Origin of the sequence: Mesorhizobium sp. B2-1-3A (genome assembly GCF_006442655.1) — a bacterium.
Classification (GTDB): Bacteria; Pseudomonadota; Alphaproteobacteria; order Rhizobiales; family Rhizobiaceae; genus Mesorhizobium.
In genome coordinates, this window is the sequence record NZ_VFWK01000003.1 from 271,666 (window position 1) to 291,125 (window position 19,460).

The following is a 19,460-nucleotide window of genomic DNA, read 5'->3' on the forward strand; positions in this document are numbered from 1 at the left end:
CGCAGGAGGCCGCCGTTTGCAGACCGGCCTCACCTGAATATCGGCATGCCTAGGCAGCGCCGATGCGCAGCAGGTCGTGGAAATGCACCACGCCGAGCGGCATGTTGTTTTTGGTCACCACCAGCGCGCCGATATTGTGCTCGTTGAGCAGCGCGATCGCGGTGCCCGCAAGCGTCTGCGGGTCAACGGTCTTCGGGGTGCGGGTCATCACCTCGTCGACGATGACGTCGGCCAGGTTGCGGTGAAGGTTGCGCGCCACGTCGCCGTCGGTGATGATCCCGGCCAATTCGCCATTGGTGTCGACGATCAGGACGCAGCCGACCTTCTTCTGCGACAGCGTCATCACCGCTTCCGGCATCTTGGTGCCGAGCGCGGCCAGCGGTATCTGGTCGCCGACCCGCATGATCTCGGAGACCATGGTCAGGTTGGCGCCGAGCTGGCCGCCGGGATGGAAGGTGCGGAAATGGTCCGGCGTGAAGCCGCGCGCCTCGAGCAGCGCGATCGCCAGTGCGTCGCCGACGACCAGTTGCAGCAGCGTCGACGTCGTCGGCGCCAAGCCGTGCGGGCAGGCCTCCGGGGTGCGCGGCAAAAGCAGCACCACGTCGGCGGCGCGCGCCAGCGCCGATGTCTCTCCGGATGTGACGGCGATGAGCGGAATGGAGAAGCGCCTGGAATAGGCGACGATGCCCATCATCTCCTTGCTCTCGCCCGACCATGAGATGGCGATGATGGCGTCGTCCCTGGCGATCATGCCGAGATCGCCATGGTTGGCCTCGACGGGATGGACGAAGAAGGCCGGTGTGCCGGTCGAGGCCAGCGTGGCCGCGATCTTCGACCCGATATGGCCGCTTTTGCCGACGCCGGTGACGATCAGCCGGCCTTCGATGTTCGAGATCATGTCGACAGCCTGCGCGAAAGGCGCGGCCAGTCCATTCTCGAGCGCTTCGGCAAGGGCGGCGATCCCCGCCTGCTCGGTCGCCACCGTTCTCAGGGCCGAATCAATCGACGCTTGCCGGTCCAGGGGCTTCTTATCGAGAGGTCTCGCATGCATGGATGATGCGATTAGCGCTTTGCCGTCCGCCTGTCCAACGGAAATGGCACTGATGCCCCCGGGCGGGGATTTGCCACGCGCCGCGCGATCCCCGCTTTAACCGGCCGAACGGCAACCGCCTCAACCCTCCGTTAACCATCCCCATTTACGGTTCGGTAAGTATGGCGCGCATAGCGCCGCGCAAGCAGTGGTGGCGATGTCCGGGGCCCAGCCAGAAAAATCAAGAGGACGACAGGGCAAGGCGGTATGCGCCTTGTTGCTGGCGACCAGCATCTTTGCGCTGACGCGTCCGGGCCTGCTTCATGCCCAGGAAACGGAGCTGCGCGGCGAGGTTTCGGAATCGGCGATCCTGTCCGACCAGCAACGCAAGGCAAGGCAACTCGCCCTTGCCGCCCAGGGCCAGCAGGCGCCGGCCGCGCAGGACGATGCGCCGCCACGCACCTATTTGCCGGCCAGCGCCGGCGCTGTCCCCGACGACACCGACACGAACGCCGCCACCGGCAGCATTTTCGATCCACCGCAGGCGACCGACGACGCCTCGACCGACACTCCGACGCCACCCAAGCCTCGCCGCCGTCCATCGACCGCCAAGCAGACTGCCGCGGATCAGGACAAGACCAGGACGGACGCCAGAACGACCGGCAAATCGAAAAAGAAAAAGAACACGACGGCCGCGACCAGCGACACCGCCGCCGCCGCGACAGACGATGCCGACAACGCCACGACCGATCAGGAAGCGGCCAACCGCCGCGCCCTGACCGTGGACAGCGCCGACAGGCAGAAACTCGACCCCGGCGCCGAGCGCACCGCCGCCATCGAAGGCCAGAACAAGAAAGCCGAGGACGATCCATTCGCCGCCACCGGCGTCAAATGGGGATCCTTCGTCATCCGGCCGTCGATCGAACAGGGTCTGACCGCCACCACGAACGGCGATTCGAGCAGTGCCGGCACATCGGCACTGCTGTCGGAAACGGCATTGCGCTTTTCCGCCATCTCCGACTGGCGCGAGAACTCCGCCACCATCGACGGCTATGGCCTGTTCCGCGAGACCGTGTCGGGCTACCCGGTCCACGACGCGCAGGGCCGCATTGAAGGCCAGCTCAATGTCGATCTCGACAATGAACTGCGGGCCATCGCCAAGCTCGGCTACGAAGCCGTGCCGGAAACGGCGTCATCGCCCAACGCCATTGCCGGCGTCAGTACCCAGCCGCTGCGCCAGACGATCGACGGCAGCCTCGGTGTCGAAAAGGCCGCCGGCAAGATGCAGTACACGTTGACCGGCGCGGTCTCGCACGACTTCTATGGCGACGCGGAGCTTTCGGACGGCACCTCGCTGTCGCAGAAGGATCAGGACAACACGCTCTATACGGCGACCTTGCGCACCGGCTACGAAATCTCTCCGGCCCTCACCCCGTTCACCGAAATCGAGGCCGGCCGCCGGGTCTACGATCAGCGCATCGACAATGAAGGCTTCGAGCGCTCCTCGACGCGGCTCGGCGCGCGCGCCGGCCTGCAACTCGACATGGGTGAGAAGCTGTCGGGTGAATTCTCCGCCGGCTGGCTGAGGGAAGCGATCGATGACAAGAGCCTGGAAGCGATTTCGGGCGCCACCGTCAACGCCGACCTCAAATGGTCGCCGCAGCGCGGAACCACGATCGGCCTGACCGGCAAGACCACCGTCGAAACCACGACCACCGCGGGCGAAAGCGGCGATATCCTCTATTCCGGCCGCCTGACGGGGGAACGGCTGATCCGTGCCAACCTCACCGCAAATGCGGCTCTGGGGCTCGACTGGCGAGACTATATCGGCATCGATGGCCATGACAGGATATTGAGCGCCGAGGCCGGACTGACCTGGTGGCTGAACCGCTATGCCGGTCTCACCAGCCGGGTAAGAACCGAGAAGCTGACCAGCAACCTGCCCGGCCGCGACTACACCGCCAACAGCATCTACCTTGGCCTCAAAGTGCAGCGCTGAACGCATTCGCGCCAAGGGTATGTCGAGATTCAGGTCAGGCCGAGCCGAGAATGGTGGTGTTCGAGAACCGGAGCGGAGCGTACTTTTCGTACGTGAGCACCGGAAGCGCAGAACGCCGCCATTCGCAGGCCGGCCTCACCTGAATATCGGCGTACCCTAAAACGCGGCCCCACGCCGCTCCGATGGCTTCATCTCATCGAGAAGCGTGCGGATGACGCCGGCCATGTTCTCGTTCATGTCGCTGCGCCACAGCGCGAAGGCGACGTTGGCCTCGACGAAACCTTCCGGCGAACCGCAGTCGAAGGTGCGGCCCTGATAGTGATAGCCGTAGAAGGCCTGCTGCTTCTCCAGCTTCAGCATCGCGTCGGTGAGCTGGATCTCGTTGCCGGCGCCCTTTTCCTGGCCTTCGAGGATCTTGAAGATCTCGGGCTGCAGGATGTAGCGGCCGTTGATGTAAAGGTTGGAGGGTGCTGTGCCGGTTTTCGGCTTCTCCACCATCTCGGTGATGCGGAAGCCGTGATGCGTATCCTCGCCACGGCCGACGATGCCATACTTGTGGGCCTCCGCCGGATCGCATTCCTGCACGGCGATGATGTTGTTGCCGGTTTCCTCGTAGAGCTCGACCATCGACTTCATGCAGCTCTTTTCCGACTGCATGATCATGTCGGGCAACAAAAGCGCGAATGGCTCGTCGCCGACCAGTTCGCGCGCGCACCAGACGGCATGGCCGAGCCCCATCGGCACCTGCTGGCGGGTGAAGCTGGTCTGCCCCGGCGCCGGCTGCAGCCGCTGCAGGCGGGCCAGCTGCTCGTCCTTGCCGCGCTGGGCCAGTGTGTCATAGAGCTCGAACTGGATATCGAAATGGTCCTCGATGACCGCCTTGTTGCGGCCGGTCACGAAGATGAAATGCTCGATGCCCGCTTCCCGCGCCTCATCCACCACATATTGGATGACTGGCCGGTCGACGACGGTCAGCATCTCCTTGGGAACGGCCTTGGTGGCCGGGAGGAACCGCGTGCCGAGACCGGCGACCGGGAAAACTGCCTTGCGAACTCTCTTCATGCTTTCAATTATCCGTTTGCAGGCCGGCTCCGCAATCCCCGCCTGGCGACATTTTCACGCCGGAATTGAAGATTACTGGAGCGGGTAAGGGAAACTTCCACCGGTTAAAAGCATCGAGGTGTCTTTTCGTTCCAGGCGACGCCTATGGTAAACTAATTCCTAACCCGGTTCGGCGATGAATGGTCTTTCCTGAGACAGAGAAGGAGGAAAACATGTCCGTTCGCAATGCCGCAAAACGTTTGACCAGCGTCATGACGGCAGCCAGCCTCTCGCTCGCCCTGCTGATGCCCACCGGTCCGGCTTTCGCTGACGCCGGTTTCCGGCAATGGGTCGCCGGCTTCCGCGCCACCGCTGTCGCGGGCGGCGTTTCCGGCGCGGTCTACGACCAGGCTTTCCGGGACATCAAGGAGCCCGATCCGGTGGTGCTGGAAAAGGCGCGCACCCAGCCCGAATTCACCGCGCCCGCCTGGGATTATTTCGACAACCGCGTCCACGACCAGTCCGTCGCCGTCGGACAGCAGATGGCGAAAAAGTGGAAGCCGTGGCTGGACAGGATCGAGGCGAGGTTCGGCGTCGACCGTTACATCCTGCTCGCCATCTGGTCGATGGAATCGAACTATGGCGAGATCCTCAAGCGCGACGACATCATGCGCAACGTCATTCGTTCGCTGGCGACTTTGGGGTATGGCGACCCGAAACGGTCCAAATATGCCCGCACCCAGTTGGTCGCGGCCCTGAAGATCCTACAGACCGGCGACATCGACGAAAGCCACCTGATGGGCTCCTGGGCTGGCGCTATGGGCCAAACCCAGTTCATCCCCACCAGCTACCAGCATTATGCCGTCGACATGGACGGCAACGGCAAGCGCGACATCTGGAATTCCATCCCCGATGCGCTGGCGACGTCAGCCAATCTGTTGAAGAAGAATGGCTGGCAGGCCGGCAAGACCTGGGGCTACGAAGTCGCCATACCGGCCGGCAAACTGCCGGGCGGCTCGAAGACGCTGGCGCAATGGCAAGCGCTCGGCGTCGTCAGGGCCAGCGGCAAGCCGTTCAAGAACCTCACCGACAAGGCGACGCTGAAGGTGCCGGACGGCCGTGGCGGCCCGGCTTTCCTGATGATCAGGAATTTCTCGGTTATCAAGGCCTACAACAACGCCGACAAATATGCCCTTGCCGTTGGTCTTCTCGCCGACGAGATCGCCGGTGGCAATGGCCTTGTCCAGGACTGGAAGCGGCCCTTCACCAAGCTCTCCTTCGAGGAAAGGCAGGAGTTGCAGAAGCGGCTTTCGCAGCACGGACTTTACGACGGCAAGTTCGACGGCAAGATCGGCGACGGGTCGAAAACCGCCATCATGGCCTATCAGGCAAAGGTCGGCTTGACCCAGGACGGCTATCCGAGCATGGAAGTGCTCAAATGGCTCAGGCAAAAATAGAGCCAGCCACGCCGCCGTGCGCATTTTTGGCGCACGCATCCGGCGCCATGGCACTTTGAACTTGCGCCCGGCCGCAAAACCGGCTCCGGTTTGCGGGATCGGGCGCAAGGGGATGGAGGAGTGATTGGTTTCGGCCGCGCGTATCGCGATCCTTGTTCGTCGCACGCCGATCCTTTTTCTGGCGATCGTCCTGCTGGCGGTCGGCGCGGCCGCTGCTTTCCATGCCCCGGCCATGGCGCAGGAACAGCCGCAGCAGAACCGTGGCTGGTCGCTGCGCGACCTGCTTTTCCCGCGCCGCAGCGAGCGCGTCGAGCCACCGCTCGATATCGAAAAGGCAAAACCAAAACCCAAGCCCAAGAAACCGCGGGCCCCGCGCCCGCCGGCGGAGCCTGAAACCCCAGTCGTCGAAAAGGCGCCGGACGCCCGCACCGTGCTGGTGGTCGGCGACTTCATGGCGTCCGGCCTTGCCGAAGGCCTGGACACCGCCTTCGCCGACAATCCCGGCGTCAGGATCGTCGTGCGCAGCAATGGCTCGTCTGGCTTCGTGCGCGATGACTTCTACAACTGGCCCGAACAGATCAAATCGCTGATCGAGACCGAGAAGCCGGCCGCGGTGGTGGTCATGCTGGGCTCCAACGATCGCCAGCAGATGAAGGTGGGGGACGTGCGCGAGCAACCCCGGTCCGAGAACTGGACCAAGGAATATGAGCGCCGGACCGACGCACTCGGCAAGGCTATCGCCACCGCCAAGGTGCCCTTCCTTTGGGTCGGCATGCCGGCCTTCCGGGTGCCGAAGATGACCTCCGACATGCTGGCCTTCAACGACATCTATCACCAGGCCGCTGAAAGCCATGGCGGCGAATTCGTCGATGTCTGGGACGGGTTCGTCGATGAGAACGGCGCCTTCGTCACCACCGGCCCCGACATGAACGGCCAGCCTGTTCGGCTGCGCGCCGATGACGGCATCAACGTCTCCAAGGCCGGCAAGCGCAAGCTCGCCTTCTACACCGAAAAGCCGCTGATGAAGATCCTGGGCCTGGCCGCGCCCGGCAGCATGGCCCCGGCGACGGCACCGGCGGGTGCGCCCGTCGAGGCTCCGGCGCCGGCCGCGGCACCCATCGTAATCGACCGCACCGCACCCATGCTGCTCAGCGACCCCGCACTCGACGGCGGCACCGAACTGCTTGGCGCCGCGCCGCCGGCAAAAGCCAATCCGGCTCTTCCGGGGGAACGACTGGTGATCGAGGGCAAGGCTTCCGAGGCGTCGCCAGGACGCGCCGACGATTTTTCCTGGCCGCCCAAGGCCGAGCCGCCGGCGACAGCCGCTGCGGCCGACACGACGACGGCGATCACCCCTTAGTAGCGGAGCCTCCGGGACCGTTTCGAAACTCGCTCCTGCGAGTCATATGATGGTGTTTTCGAGAACCGGAGCGGGCGTACATTTAAGTACGTGAGCACCGGAAGCACAGAAAACGCCCTCAGATGGCCGCAGGAGTAGAGTTTCCAAACGGTATCAGCGTGGCAATACGGTCGACCCCATCAGCGCCTCGTCGATCGAGCGCGCGGCCTGACGGCCCTCGCGGATCGCCCAGACGACAAGGGACTGGCCACGGCGGACATCGCCCGCCGCATAGAGCCGGTCGACGCTGGTCCGGTAGTCGCGGTCATTGGCCTCGACATTCCGGGAGCGGCGGCTGTCGGTGGTGATTTTCATCTCACCTTCCAGCTCCTTCGCCACGCCGGCCGTCGCCGGGCCGGCAAAACCGATGGCGATGAAGGCAAGATCGGCGCGGATGACGAATTCGGTGCCGGCGATCGGCTTGCGCTTCTCGTCAACCTCGCAGCATTTGACGCCGGTCAACTGGCCGTCTTCGCCGATGAATTCGAGTGTCGCCACCTGGAACTCGCGCTCCGCACCCTCGGCCTGCGAGGACGAGGTGCGCATCTTGGTCGCCCAATAGGGCCAGACCGCGAGCTTGTCTTCCTTCTCCGGCGGCTGCGGGCGGATGTCGAGCTGGGTGACCCGCACCGCGCCTTGGCGGAAGGCGGTGCCGACGCAGTCGGACGCCGTATCGCCGCCACCGACGACGACGACATGCTGTCCGCCGGCGATGATCGGATGCGACGGCCAGGCCACCGACTGGATCGGCTCGCCGCCGACGCGGCGGTTCTGCTGCACCAGATAAGGCATGGCGTCATGCACGCCGCCGAGATCGTCTCCCGGAATATTGGCCGCGCGCGGCGTTTCCGAGCCACCGCAATAGAGCACGGCATCATGTTCGGCGAGCAGTTCGGCGACAGGCTTGTCGACGCCGACATTGACGCCGCAATGGAAGGTCACACCCTCGCCCTGCATCTGCTCGATGCGCCGATCGATATAGTGCTTCTCGATCTTGAAGTCGGGAATGCCGTAGCGCATCAGCCCGCCCGGGCGGCTCTCGCGCTCATAGACATGGACGTCATGGCCGGCGCGGCCGAGCTGCTGGGCAGCCGCCATGCCGGCCGGGCCGGAGCCGATGATGGCGACCCGCTTGCCGGTCTTCTTCTCCGGCGGATAGGGCCTGATATGGCCGGTCTCATAGGCCTTGTCGGCGATCGCCTGTTCCACTGTCTTGATGGCGACCGGAATGTCCTCGAGGTTCAGCGTGCAGGCTTCCTCGCAAGGCGCGGGGCAGATGCGGCCGGTGAATTCCGGGAAGTTGTTGGTCGAATGCAGGTTGCGGATCGCGTTGTCCCAGTCCCGGTTGTAGACGAGGTCGTTCCAGTCGGGGATCTGGTTATGGATGGGGCAGCCTGTCGGCCCGTGGCAGAACGGAATGCCGCAATCCATGCAGCGCGCGGCCTGTTTCTCGACCTCCTTGTCCGACATCGGCAGCGTGAATTCGCGGAAATGCCGGATGCGGTCGGAGGCCGGCTGGTACTTGTGCACCTGCCGGTCGATTTCGAGAAAGCCTGTTACCTTGCCCATAGTCCAGTTCCTGCTGTCCAGATGGTGCGGTTCTCGCCGCACCCGTTAACCTCTTGAGGCAGCCATGGCAACCTTGCCCCGGAGGTCAAACTGTCGATGAAGGTGGGCCGGGAAGCCTGGGCTCCCCGGCAGTTCTCATAGGTCTATTCGGCCGCGACGCCCATGCGCATGCGCTCCATCTCGATCAGCGCGCGGCGATATTCGACCGGCATGATCTTGCGGAATTTCGGCCGGAACGTCGTCCAGTCGTCGAGGATCTCGCGGCCGCGCACCGAACCCGTGTAGTGCACGTGGTTCGAGATCAGCTGGTAGAGCCGCTCCTCGTCATGGCTGGTCATGTCGCCCGTGACATCGACACGCCCCTTGTGGTCGAGGTCGCCGCCATGGTGCAGCAACTTTTCCATCAAATCGTCTTCTTCCGGCACTGGCTCCAGCTCGACCATCGCCATGTTGCAGCGCTCGGCGAAATCACCCGCCTCGTCCAGCACATAGGCGACACCGCCCGACATGCCGGCGGCGAAGTTGCGGCCGGTCTTGCCGATGACGACGACGACACCGCCGGTCATGTATTCGCAGCCATGGTCGCCGACGCCTTCGACGACGGCAGCGACGCCCGAATTGCGCACCGCGAAACGCTCGCCGGCGACACCGGCGAAATAGGCTTCGCCCTCGGTAGCGCCATAGAGCACCGTATTGCCGACGATGATTGAGTCGGCAGCGACGATCCTGGCCTCTTCCGGTGGCCGGATGACAAGGCGTCCGCCCGACAGGCCCTTGCCGACATAGTCGTTGCCGGCGCCGACGAGTTCGAACGAGACGCCGCGCGCCAGGAAGGCGCCGAAGGACTGGCCGGCGGTGCCGGTCAGCTTGACCTGGATGGTGTCCTCGCGCAGGCCCTTGTGCTTGAAGCGCTTGGCGACTTCGCCCGACAGCATGGCGCCCGTCGAACGGTCGACATTGCGGATGTCGACCTCGATCTTGACCGGCTGCTTGGCCTCTAGCGCGGGCCTGGCCAGTTCGATCAGCTTGCGGTCGAGCACGTCGTCGATCGGATGCTTCTGGCGTTCGGTCCAGTGCGCCGCTTCATGCGGCACATCGGGCTTGTAGAACATCTTGGAGAAGTCGAGGCCCTGCGCCTTCCAGTGCTGAATCACGTCGCGCTTCTCCAGAAGGTCGGCGTCGCCGATGATCTGGTCGATATGGGTGAAGCCCATTTCGGCCAGCAGCGCCCTCACCTCTTCCGCCACGTAGAAGAAGAAGTTGATGACATGTTCGGGCGTGCCCTTGAAGCGCTTGCGCAGCACCGGGTCCTGGGTGGCGACGCCAACCGGACAGGTGTTGAGGTGGCACTTGCGCATCATGATGCAGCCGGCCGCGATCAGCGGTGCGGTCGAGAAGCCGAACTCGTCGGCGCCGAGCAGCGCGCCGATGATGACGTCGCGCCCGGTGCGCAAGCCGCCATCGACCTGCAGCGCGACTCTGCTGCGCAGACCGTTGAGCACCAGCGTCTGGTGCGTTTCGGCCAGGCCCATTTCCCACGGGGAGCCGGCATGCTTGAGCGAGGTCAGCGGCGAGGCACCCGTGCCGCCATCATAACCCGAGATGGTGATGTGGTCGGCGCGCGCCTTGGCGACACCCGCCGCGACCGTGCCGACACCGACTTCCGAGACCAGCTTGACCGATACATCGGCCGCCGGATTGACGTTCTTCAGATCGTAGATCAGCTGCGCCAGATCCTCGATCGAATAGATGTCGTGATGCGGCGGCGGCGAGATCAGGCCGACGCCAGGCGTCGAGTGCCGGACCTTGGCGATGGTCGCGTCGACCTTGTGGCCGGGCAACTGACCGCCCTCGCCAGGCTTGGCGCCCTGCGCGACCTTGATCTGCATGACATCGGAATTGACGAGGTATTCTGCCGTCACGCCGAAGCGGCCCGAGGCGACCTGCTTGATCGCCGAGCGTTCCGGGTTCTTGCCGCCGCCAGGCAGCGGCAGATAGCGATCGGCCTCTTCGCCGCCCTCGCCGGTGTTCGACTTGCCGCCGATCTGGTTCATGGCGCGCGCCAGCGTGGTGTGCGCCTCACGCGAGATCGAACCGAACGACATCGCCCCGGTCGAAAAACGCTTGACGATGTCGGCCGCCGGCATGACGTCGTCGAGCGCGACCTTCTTGCGCCCGGTCTCGTCCGCCAGCCTGATCTTGAACAGGCCACGGATGGTCTGCGCGCGGGCCGTCTCGCTGTCGATCTGCGCGGAATAGTCCTTGAACGTCTCCCACGAGCCCTGGCGCACGGCGTGCTGCAAGGTGGCGACCGCGTCGGGCGACCACATATGCGCCTCGCCGCGCATGCGGAAGAGGTACTCGCCACCGACATCCAGGCTGCTGCGCAACACCGGATCGCTGCCGAAACCATCGGTATGGCGGCTGACCGTCTCGCCCGCGACCTCATCCAGCCCGACGCCTTCGATCAGCGTCGCGGTGCCGGTGAAATACTGCTGCACGAAATCGGTCTTGAGCCCGATGGCGTCGAAGATCTGCGCGCCGCAATAGGACTGGTAGGTCGAGATGCCCATCTTGGACATCACCTTGAGGATGCCCTTGCCGATCGACTTGATGTAGCGCGACACGACCTCGTAGGCATCTACCTCTTCCGGCAGCTCGCCGCGCTTGTGCATGTCGAGCAGCGTGTCGAAGGCAAGGTAAGGGTTGATCGCTTCGGCGCCGTAGCCGGCGAGACAGCAGAAATGATGCACTTCGCGCGGCTCGCCGGATTCCACGACCAGGCCGACGGAGGTGCGCAGCCCCTTGCGGATCAAGTGATGATGCACAGCGGCCGTCGCCAGCAGGGCGGGAATCGCGATCCGATCCGGCCCGACCTGGCGGTCGGACAGGATGATGATGTTGTAGCCGCCGGCAACCGCCGCCTCCGCGCGTTCGCAGAGCCGGTCGATGGCGCCCTGCATGCCGGCGGCGCCTTCGTTCGAACCATAGGTGATGTCGATCGTCTTGGTGTCGAAACGGTCCTCGGTGTGGCCGATGGAGCGGATCTTTTCGAGATCGCCATTGGTCAGGATCGGCTGGCGCACTTCGAGCCGCTTGCGGCGCGAACTGCCCACAAGATCGAAAATGTTCGGCCGCGGCCCGATGAAGGACACCAGGCTCATCACCAGCTCCTCGCGGATCGGATCGATGGGCGGATTGGTGACCTGGGCGAAGTTCTGCTTGAAATAGGTGTAGAGCAGCTTCGACTTGTCCGACATCGCCGAGATCGGCGTGTCGGTGCCCATCGAGCCGACGGCTTCCTGGCCGGTGGTCGCCATCGGCGACATCAACAGCTTGGTGTCTTCCTGGGTGTAGCCGAATGCCTGCTGGCGATCGAGCAGGCTCACATCCTTGCGCAGCGCGCGCGGTTCGACCGGCTTCAGATCTTCCAGGATGAGCTGCGTGTTGGCGAGCCAGGTCTTATAGGGATGCTTGGTGGCGATCTCCGACTTGATCTCCTCGTCAGGCACGATGCGGCCCTTGGCAAGGTCGATCAAGAGCATGCGGCCGGGCTGCAGCCGCCACTTCTGGACGATCTTCTCCTCCGGCACCGGCAGCACGCCGGCCTCCGAAGCCATGATGACGCGGTCATCGTCGGTGACGATGTAGCGTGCCGGGCGCAGGCCGTTGCGGTCGAGCGTGGCGCCGATCTGGCGGCCATCGGTGAAGGCGACCGCGGCCGGCCCGTCCCACGGCTCCATCAGCGCCGCATGGTATTCATAGAAAGCCTTGCGGTCGGCATCCATGAGCTTGTTGCCGGCCCAGGCTTCCGGGATCAGCATCATCATGGCGTGGCTGAGGCTGTAGCCGCCCTGGAACAGGAACTCGAGCGCATTGTCGAAACACGCCGTGTCGGACTGGCCGTCATAGGAGATCGGCCACAGCTTCGAGATGTTGTTGCCGAACAGTTCGGAATCGACGGACGCCTGGCGCGCAGCCATCCAGTTGTTGTTGCCGCGCACCGTGTTGATCTCGCCATTGTGCGCGACCATGCGGTAGGGGTGCGCCAGCTTCCACGACGGGAAGGTGTTGGTCGAGAAACGCTGGTGCACCAGGATCAGCGCCGTCTCGAACCGAGGGTCCTTGAGATCCTTGTAATAGGCGCCGACCTGATAGGCCAGGAACATGCCCTTGTAGACGATGGTGCGCGCCGACAGCGACACGCAATAGGCGCCGATATCCTTGTTGTCGTTCTCGGCATAGATGCGGCCCGAAATGACCTTGCGCAGCAGATAGAGCCGGGCCTCGTATTCCTCATCATCGGGAATGTCCGCCGTGCGGCCGATGAACACCTGGCGGTGGAACGGCTCGGACGCCACGATGTCGGGCGCCTTCGACAGTGACGAATTGTCGACGGGCACGTCGCGGAAACCGAGCAGAGGCAGCCCCTCGGACTGCGCCGATTCGGCGATGATGTCCTCGATATGGGCGCGCAGCGCCGCGTCCTGCGGCATGAACCAGTGCCCGACGCCATACTGGCCAGCCGGCGGCAGTTCGATGCCGTTGGCGGCCATTTCCTCGCGGAAGAACTGGTCGGGAAGCTGCACCAGCACACCCGCGCCGTCGCCGACCAGCGGGTCGGCGCCGACGGCGCCGCGGTGCGTCAGGTTTTCGAGCACGGCAAGGCCGTCCTTGACGATCTGATGCGACTTCACGCCCTTCATGTTGACGATGAAGCCGACGCCGCAGGCGTCATGCTCGTTGCGCGGATCGTAGAGGCCCTGAGAGGCAAAACCGGTTCGGCCAATGTCGGTTCGAGGTGTATTTTTGACGGCAGCCGCTTTCGTCTGCGCGGCCTGGCCGTTCGTCGCAGAGAGCGTCATGTCCGTCATTGTCCTGTCCTCCATTCCAGCCCTTCAGGCGCTGGCCATTCTTCGGTCGCTAATTTGCCTCGGCAAGCGCTTGGCTCACCCTGATCCTTGCGGCACGTCTTGCGAAATCCTTGCCGAACCAGGCGGCTTTCCGCATGGTTCGCATCTGGTATCGTACAGGCCAGCGTCTGGCCGTCCACCTGTCGCTCGCGGCAACAGCCGGAGAGGCCAATATTTTACGCCAATCCAGCCTGTTTTGTGCGACAAAATAAGACAGCACTACTGTCCTAAATTTTTATGGCAGAATTCCCTGGCGCACACAAGACCGATTCACAAAAAACTTGAGGCTTCCGCGACATAAAATTACGTGAAGTTGAGAGAAAACGTAAGCTTCAGTCGTCGCTTCCCGCCTGCCGCCACGGCTGGCTTTAACGGTTTTCCAGCATCTGGCTCTTGCGGTTGACGCGTTAAACCGGTCAACTCCGCGCCGATTTCCCCAACACAGGCAGATGCATGTTCTTCGCTTCCGACAATTGGGCAGGCGCCCATCCCAATATCGTTGCCGGCCTGTCGGCCGCGTCCGCCGGCTTTGCCGCCGCCTACGGCGACAGCGCGCTCGACCAGGCAGTCTACCAGCGCTTCAGCGAGATTTTCGAACGCGAGGTCGCGGTGTTCTTCGTGGCGACCGGCACCGCCGCCAATTCGCTGTCGCTGACCACTTTCAACAAGCCTGGTGGTATTTCCTTCGCCCACCGCGAATCGCATGTCATCGAAGACGAGTGCGGTGCACCGGAATATTTTTCCGGCGGCGCGCGGCTGCATGCCATCGACGGCGCGCTAGGCAAGATCGACCCGCACAATCTGGAGCGAACCATTGGCCGCTTCGCGCCCGAAATCGTCCATTGGGGACGGCCGATGGCGGTTTCGATCACCCAGTCGACCGAGGTTGGCACCATCTATGGTCTGAATGAGATCGAGACGATTTCGGCCATCGCCAAACAGCATTCCGTGCCCTTGCACATGGATGGCGCCCGCTTTGCCAATGCGCTGGTTGCGCTCGACACGACGCCGGCCGAAATGACCTGGAAACGCGGTGTCGACATCCTGTCCTTCGGCGGCACCAAGAACGGCTGCTGGTGCGCCGAGGCGATCGTGCTGTTCGACCTCGACCGCGCCAGGGAGTTGGCCTTCCTGCGCAAGCGCGCCGCCCAGCTGTTTTCCAAGTCGCGCTTCGTCGCGGCGCAGTTCGAAGCCTATTTCAAGGACGATCAGTGGCTCGATACCGCGCGCCACGCCAACGCCATGGCCGCACGCCTCGCGGCGGCAATCGAGGATTCGGCCCATGCGAAGTTGGCCTGGCTGCCGCAGGCCAACGAGGTGTTCGCGGTGATCAAGAAAGCCGAAGCCGACAGGCTGCAGGCCGCCGGTGCCGCCTTCTACGACTGGCACAAGCCGCATGGATTTGACGGCCATGTCGGCGAGGACGAGCTGCTCTATCGCTTCGTCACCAGCTTTGCGACGTCAGCCGAGGAAGTCGACCGCTTTGGCCAGTTGATCGCCGGATAGGCGACCTGCGGACAACAAAAAAGCGGCGCCTTTCGGCGCCGCTTCCGTCTCGGGAGGAGACTTAAACGTTAGGCAGCGGTCTTGGCCTCGATCTGCTTGGCCTTGGCCGGGGCCGAGGTGATCGCGATCTTGCGCGGCTTCAGTTCCTCGGGAATGTTGCGCTTGAGATCGACGAAGAGCAGGCCGTTCTTCAGCGCGGCGCCGACGACTTCAACGTGGTCGGCAAGCTGGAAGCGGCGCTCGAAGGCCCTGGAGGCAATGCCGCGATAGAGCAGCTCGGAGCCTTCGCCGGTGCCCTCGTCCTTGCGCTCACCCTTGACGGTCAGCACGTTGCGGTGGGCTTCAATCGAGATCTCTTCGTCCGAGAAGCCGGCGACAGCCATCGAAATTCGGTAGGAATCCTCACCGGTACGCTCGATGTTGTAGGGCGGATAGGTCTGCGCGCCATCCGGCTGCGCAAGCGAATCCAGCATGGTGAAGAGACGGTCGAAGCCGACGGTCGAACGGTAAAGCGGGGAAAAATCAACGTGACGCATGAGGTGTTCTCCTGTTGAGCAACATGGTTTGCGTATGGTCGGTGCGAAACCCTTGAGCGGCGTTTCGGGAAGACCAGCGGCCCCGACATTGGCGACCGCATTCCACATTTGGGGAGCGCCCGAATGCATTTCAAGTTTCGCCGAATGGCAAAAAACCACGCCGCCCGCCCCCTTGATGAACGGCAGATGAACCGGACCTTCGGCGCGCGTTCAGACGTGTGCCGCTAGAGTGACCTCAAGATCAAGGATTGGCGGCGCTAGTTTTCGCAAAGGCGCCGCAACGAGGCCGAACCGGGTGTTAACGTCCCTTCCTCCCGGATCGACAGGGGCCGGAAGTACGCTCTCAAGCGGCTTCCGGCTTTCCCGTTGCCGGTCTCCCCTCGCCCGGAATTCCTTTGCTTTTGACGCATTGGCGTCTATCACCTTGACGAGGCCAGCCGCGAAAGGCTGGTGAGACGCCGAGCACAAAGCGCCGAATGACGGACCTTCTCCACGACACGCCGCTTTTCCACGAAACCGAGGGCAATCCGCGACCGGAAAACGCCACCGGCGGCTTCTTCGTCACGCGCGATCGCAAGAAGATCCGCTATGGCCTGTTCGCGGCGGTGGCGCGGCCGATGCGCGGCACGGTGGTGCTGCTGTCCGGCCGCAACGAGTGCATCGAGAAATATTTCGAGACCATCCGCGACCTTGCCGCCCGAGGCTTTGGTGTCGCCACGCTCGACTGGCGCGGCCAGGGCGATTCCGACCGGCTGATCCGCGATCGCCAGCGCGGCTATGTCAGGTCCTTCCGCGATTATACCGCGGACCTCGAGCAGTTCTTCGAGGAGATCGTGCTGCCTGACTGTCGCGGGCCGTATTATATCCTGGCCCACTCGGCGGGTGCGGTGATCACGCTGCTTGCCGCGCCGTCCATGGTGAACCGTGTGCGCCGCATGGTGCTGATCGCGCCGTTCCTGACCTTGCCCGACCTGCCGGTCTCGATCGGGACGGTCCGCCGTGTGTGTTCGTTTTTCTGTGCACTGGGGCTCGGCCGGCTCTACGCCGCCTGGGGTCCGCGGCCGAGACAGACACTGCCATTCGAGGCCAACAAGGTGACGTCTGACCCTCAGCGCTATCGGCGCAACACGCGCATCTATGAAGAGCATCCGCAATTGGCGCTTGGCGGCCCGACGATCCGCTGGCTGCAGGCAGCGGCGAAGGCGTCGGAAGCGATCAGCGACCCCGACTTCATGGCCCGGATCCAGGTGCCCTTGCTGATCATCGCCGCCGGTACCGACCAGGTCGTCTCGACCAAGGCGGTCGAAACCTATGCCAGAAGCCTGCGGCTCGGTTCCCTGCTGATGATCGACGGTTCCAAGCATGAAATCCTGCAGGAAGTCGACCTCTACCGCGAGCAATTCCTGGCCGCCTTCGACGCCTTCATTCCCGGCTCCGACGACCCGACGGCCTGACCATGGCGCTGTCCTCCATGGGCAGGCATAGCTGACACAGCGTTGTCAGGAAGGGGGCTTCGGCCAGCCGAGCAGCACGCAAAGTGCTAAAGATTCTGACAGCCCGGCCCATCTGGGAATGCTCATCTGAATGCGTCGAATTGAACGCCATGGAGATGAGATCATGACCGAGAAAACCTGCGCCGCCTGCGATTGCCAGCTGGACGCCAACCCGATCCGCGTCAAGGTCGGCGGCAAGACCGTCGAGGTCTGCTGCGAGGAATGCGCCAAGGCGCTGAACGAAGCCGGCGCCTCGGCGTCCGGCGTGAGCGAGGGTTGAGCCATGCGCCCCGATCATGCCGCGGCGCAACTTCTGGCTGGCCCAGGCCCGGCGCCGGCAATCCGCACCGAAACCCTCCGGCGAACCCTGCTCGCCCAATGCGTTGCCGTGGCCAGATGGCTTGGCCGTCAGATGGAGAAACGCCGAAGCCGCCTTGCCTTGCTCGAAATGAGCGATGAACAGCTCAAGGACATCGGCCTGTCACGCGGCCAGGTCTATTCGGAGTTCAAGCGCCAATTGCGGAACTGAGAGGCGTTTTCGAGAAGTCTCCTGACAGGAATGGGCAGGCCGTTCGCGTAAAGTGCCCATCGCGATGCCGGAGTGATTTTTCGGCGTGAGAAGAAAGCGCAACGGCCATGTCGCAATTCACGGTTCAGCCGCTTCTCGATACCGGCATCGTCAAGGTGCGGGACGTCGTCTGCAGCGGCGAATGCCGTCACAGGAGCGATGAGGAATGCACGTCGTCCACGCATTTGGTGTTTCCTTATCGCGGCGTCTTCGTGCGCCATGTCGGCCGCAATGACGCTGTCGCGGAAGCCAACCAGCTGCTGTTCTTCAATGAGGCCGAGCCCTATCAGGTCAGCCACCCCGTCGAGGGCGGCGATGCCTGCCTCGATCTCGTCATGGAGGAAGGCCAGTTGCGCGAACTGGCGCCGAAGGAGCAGTTGCGCCCAGCCGACCGACTGGCGTTTCGGCGCCAGCGCCGGCGCATCGACCCGCGTGCGCAGGCACTGGTGGCAATGCTGCGCCACAGCCTGAGCCGCAATATCGCCGAAACACTGGAAGCCGAGACGCTTGCCCTGACACTGGTGCGGCGCTCGCTCGGCGAGCGCACCTCGCATGTCGCGGGTGCCAGCCCGGGACGGCAGAAGCTGGTCGACCGGGCCAAGCTCGTGCTGTCGTCGGATCTGTCGCGGCGCTGGACGCTGGCCGGGATTGCCGCCGAGGTCGGCGTTTCGCCGGTCTATCTGACCCAGGTGTTCCGGCAGGTCGAGGCCATGCCGCTCTATCGCTATCATCTGCGCCTGCGTCTGGCGCGCGGGCTCGACCTGCTCGGCCGCTACGACAATCTGACCACGCTGGGCATGGACCTCGGCTTCTCCAGCCACAGCCATTTCAGCGCGTCGTTCAAGCAGGTGTATGGCCGTACGCCCGCGGAATTCCAGCGCTCGATCAGATCGCGCTGAAGCCGATCAGCCGCGCAGGGCAGCCATGGCTGCCGCGTGAAGCTCCGGCGTCGCCGCCGCCAGCACATCGCCACCCTTTTCCGCCGGTCCGCCGTCGAAGGTGGTGACGACACCACCCGCCTTCTCGATGATCGGGATCAGCGCCACGATATCGTAGGGCTTCAGGCCGGGGTCGGCGACGATGTCGACGCTTCCCGAGGCGATCATGGCGAAGGCATAGCAATCGGCGCCGTAGCGGGCGAGCTGGACTTGGCTTTCGAACGCGTCATAGCGCGTGCGCGCCTCGCCCTTGAACAGCGCCGGCGTGGTGGTGAACAGCGTTGCCTCGTCGAGCCTTGTCGTCTTGCGGGTGGAAAGTTTGCGCGGTCCGCCCGGCCCTTCATAGTGCGAACCGGAGGCGTTGGCGTAGAACAGTTCGCCGGTGAAGGGCTGCGCCATCATGCCGGCAACCGCGTCGCCGTCGACCGTCAGCCCGACCAGCGTCCCCCACACCGGCAGGCCGGAGATGAAGGCCCGCGTGCCGTCGATCGGATCGATCACCCAGACATGCCGGCTGGAGATGTTCTCGCTGCCGTGCTCCTCACCGAGAATGCCATGGTCGGGATACTGCGCCGATATCAGCGCCCTGATGGCGCGTTCCGTCTCGCGATCGGCTTCCGTGACCGGATCGAAACTGCCCTGCTCCTTGTTGGCCACCGCACCCTGGACGCGAAAGCGCGGCAGGGTTTCCGCCGCTGCCGCCTGCGCGATGCGGCGCATGAAATCGATGCTGACGTCCAACTGATTCTCCCGCATTGCAGAGTGCCCAACCGGGCTCTGCCGACACTTTCCCGCCAAAACAAGCCTGTTTATCGATTTATTCGTCGCGACGGCTGTTGCCCAAATGTCACATCAACGTCATCGAAACGCAGTTTCCACATCACTCTGAATTAAAAAAGCCTGAAGATCGCTTGACATTTGTGCACCGCACAATACCCTCGACCTCGGACAGGTTTTCCTGTCCATGCCCTCCTTGGGCGTTTCCTCCCTAGACTTCGACCGTATCGTGCA

At 63.7% G+C, this 19,460-nt stretch carries 14 protein-coding genes; 8 read left to right on the top strand and 6 right to left on the bottom strand.

The annotated features are described in order from the left end of the window. Positions 1-49 precede the first annotated feature (49 nt). Positions 50-1,051, bottom strand: a complete 1,002-nt coding sequence (locus FJ977_RS12655; RefSeq protein ID WP_140771842.1) for a KpsF/GutQ family sugar-phosphate isomerase — start codon at positions 1,049-1,051, stop codon at positions 50-52. A gap of 196 nt (positions 1,052-1,247) precedes the next feature. Here FJ977_RS12655 and FJ977_RS12660 point away from each other — a divergent pair, with 196 nt between their 5' ends. Then, on the top strand, positions 1,248-3,029 hold the full coding sequence (locus FJ977_RS12660; RefSeq protein WP_181179801.1) for an outer membrane beta-barrel protein: 1,782 nt from the start codon (positions 1,248-1,250) through the stop codon (positions 3,027-3,029). Positions 3,030-3,185: 156 nt separating this feature from the next. Here the strand turns inward: FJ977_RS12660 and galU are convergent, their stop codons facing one another. Then, positions 3,186-4,091 carry a UTP--glucose-1-phosphate uridylyltransferase GalU gene (gene galU, locus FJ977_RS12665; protein WP_027030893.1) on the bottom strand — a complete coding sequence of 302 codons (906 nt, stop codon included), beginning with the start codon at positions 4,089-4,091 and terminating at the stop codon, positions 3,186-3,188. Positions 4,092-4,303: 212 nt separating this feature from the next. On the opposite strand from galU, the gene FJ977_RS12670 reads away from it, so the two are divergent. Both FJ977_RS12670 and FJ977_RS12675 read left to right on the top strand, forming a co-directional pair. Beyond that, on the top strand, positions 4,304-5,527 hold the full coding sequence (locus tag FJ977_RS12670) for a lytic murein transglycosylase (RefSeq protein WP_140771846.1): 1,224 nt from the start codon (positions 4,304-4,306) through the stop codon (positions 5,525-5,527). A gap of 124 nt (positions 5,528-5,651) precedes the next feature. Beyond that, entirely contained in the window at positions 5,652-6,887 is a 1,236-nt protein-coding gene (locus FJ977_RS12675) for a DUF459 domain-containing protein (protein WP_140771848.1), read from the top strand. A gap of 153 nt (positions 6,888-7,040) precedes the next feature. Here FJ977_RS12675 and FJ977_RS12680 read toward each other — a convergent pair whose 3' ends face one another. Both FJ977_RS12680 and gltB read right to left on the bottom strand, forming a co-directional pair. Further along, the gene (locus tag FJ977_RS12680; protein ID WP_140771850.1) at positions 7,041-8,495 is read right to left on the bottom strand and encodes a glutamate synthase subunit beta; all 1,455 of its coding nucleotides are present in this window, start codon (positions 8,493-8,495) and stop codon (positions 7,041-7,043) included. A gap of 143 nt (positions 8,496-8,638) precedes the next feature. After that, positions 8,639-13,369, bottom strand: a complete 4,731-nt coding sequence (gltB, locus tag FJ977_RS12685) for a glutamate synthase large subunit (protein ID WP_140771852.1) — start codon at positions 13,367-13,369, stop codon at positions 8,639-8,641. Positions 13,370-13,861: 492 nt separating this feature from the next. Here gltB and FJ977_RS12690 point away from each other — a divergent pair, with 492 nt between their 5' ends. Next, entirely contained in the window at positions 13,862-14,914 is a 1,053-nt protein-coding gene (locus FJ977_RS12690; RefSeq protein WP_140771854.1) for a low specificity L-threonine aldolase, read from the top strand. 68 nt (positions 14,915-14,982) lie between these two features. Here FJ977_RS12690 and FJ977_RS12695 read toward each other — a convergent pair whose 3' ends face one another. Further along, positions 14,983-15,450, bottom strand: coding sequence for an Hsp20 family protein (locus tag FJ977_RS12695; protein WP_013893124.1), 468 nt, complete (start codon positions 15,448-15,450; stop codon positions 14,983-14,985). Positions 15,451-15,926: 476 nt separating this feature from the next. Between FJ977_RS12695 and FJ977_RS12700 the strand changes: the two genes are divergently transcribed. The 4 genes from FJ977_RS12700 (at position 15,927) to FJ977_RS12710 (ending at position 18,410) form a co-directional block, all read left to right on the top strand. Continuing rightward, complete coding sequence (locus FJ977_RS12700; protein ID WP_140771856.1) at positions 15,927-16,904, top strand: alpha/beta hydrolase; 978 nt, start codon at positions 15,927-15,929, stop codon at positions 16,902-16,904. 163 nt (positions 16,905-17,067) lie between these two features. Next, positions 17,068-17,223: a hypothetical protein gene (locus FJ977_RS35780; RefSeq protein WP_181179803.1), complete on the top strand. Its 156-nt coding sequence runs from the start codon at positions 17,068-17,070 to the stop codon at positions 17,221-17,223. Between the two features lie 3 nt (positions 17,224-17,226). Next, positions 17,227-17,472 (top strand): DUF1127 domain-containing protein, encoded by a 246-nt coding sequence (locus FJ977_RS12705; RefSeq protein WP_140771858.1) that lies wholly within the window; start codon positions 17,227-17,229, stop codon positions 17,470-17,472. A 107-nt stretch (positions 17,473-17,579) separates the two neighbouring features. Next, positions 17,580-18,410: an AraC family transcriptional regulator gene (locus FJ977_RS12710; protein ID WP_140771861.1), complete on the top strand. Its 831-nt coding sequence runs from the start codon at positions 17,580-17,582 to the stop codon at positions 18,408-18,410. Positions 18,411-18,416: 6 nt separating this feature from the next. On the opposite strand, the gene hisN is transcribed toward FJ977_RS12710, so the two are convergent. Then, positions 18,417-19,190, bottom strand: a complete 774-nt coding sequence (hisN, locus tag FJ977_RS12715; protein WP_140771863.1) for a histidinol-phosphatase — start codon at positions 19,188-19,190, stop codon at positions 18,417-18,419. Between the last annotated feature and the right edge of the window lie 270 nt (positions 19,191-19,460).

Bases quoted from the DNA above. Each gene is read 5' to 3' on its own strand.
- FJ977_RS35780 (WP_181179803.1), top strand. From the start codon at position 17,068: ATGACCGAGAAAACCTGCGCCGCCTGCGATTGCCAGCTGGACGCCAAC.
- FJ977_RS12700 (WP_140771856.1), top strand. From the start codon at position 15,927: ATGACGGACCTTCTCCACGACACGCCGCTTTTCCACGAAACCGAGGGC.
- FJ977_RS12710 (WP_140771861.1), top strand. From the start codon at position 17,580: ATGTCGCAATTCACGGTTCAGCCGCTTCTCGATACCGGCATCGTCAAG.
- FJ977_RS12670 (WP_140771846.1), top strand. From the start codon at position 4,304: ATGTCCGTTCGCAATGCCGCAAAACGTTTGACCAGCGTCATGACGGCA.
- FJ977_RS12705 (WP_140771858.1), top strand. From the start codon at position 17,227: ATGCGCCCCGATCATGCCGCGGCGCAACTTCTGGCTGGCCCAGGCCCG.
- gltB (WP_140771852.1), bottom strand. From the start codon at position 13,369: ATGACGGACATGACGCTCTCTGCGACGAACGGCCAGGCCGCGCAGACG.
- FJ977_RS12680 (WP_140771850.1), bottom strand. From the start codon at position 8,495: ATGGGCAAGGTAACAGGCTTTCTCGAAATCGACCGGCAGGTGCACAAG.
- FJ977_RS12655 (WP_140771842.1), bottom strand. From the start codon at position 1,051: ATGCATGCGAGACCTCTCGATAAGAAGCCCCTGGACCGGCAAGCGTCG.
- FJ977_RS12695 (WP_013893124.1), bottom strand. From the start codon at position 15,450: ATGCGTCACGTTGATTTTTCCCCGCTTTACCGTTCGACCGTCGGCTTC.
- galU (WP_027030893.1), bottom strand. From the start codon at position 4,091: ATGAAGAGAGTTCGCAAGGCAGTTTTCCCGGTCGCCGGTCTCGGCACG.
- FJ977_RS12690 (WP_140771854.1), top strand. From the start codon at position 13,862: ATGTTCTTCGCTTCCGACAATTGGGCAGGCGCCCATCCCAATATCGTT.
- FJ977_RS12660 (WP_181179801.1), top strand. From the start codon at position 1,248: ATGTCCGGGGCCCAGCCAGAAAAATCAAGAGGACGACAGGGCAAGGCG.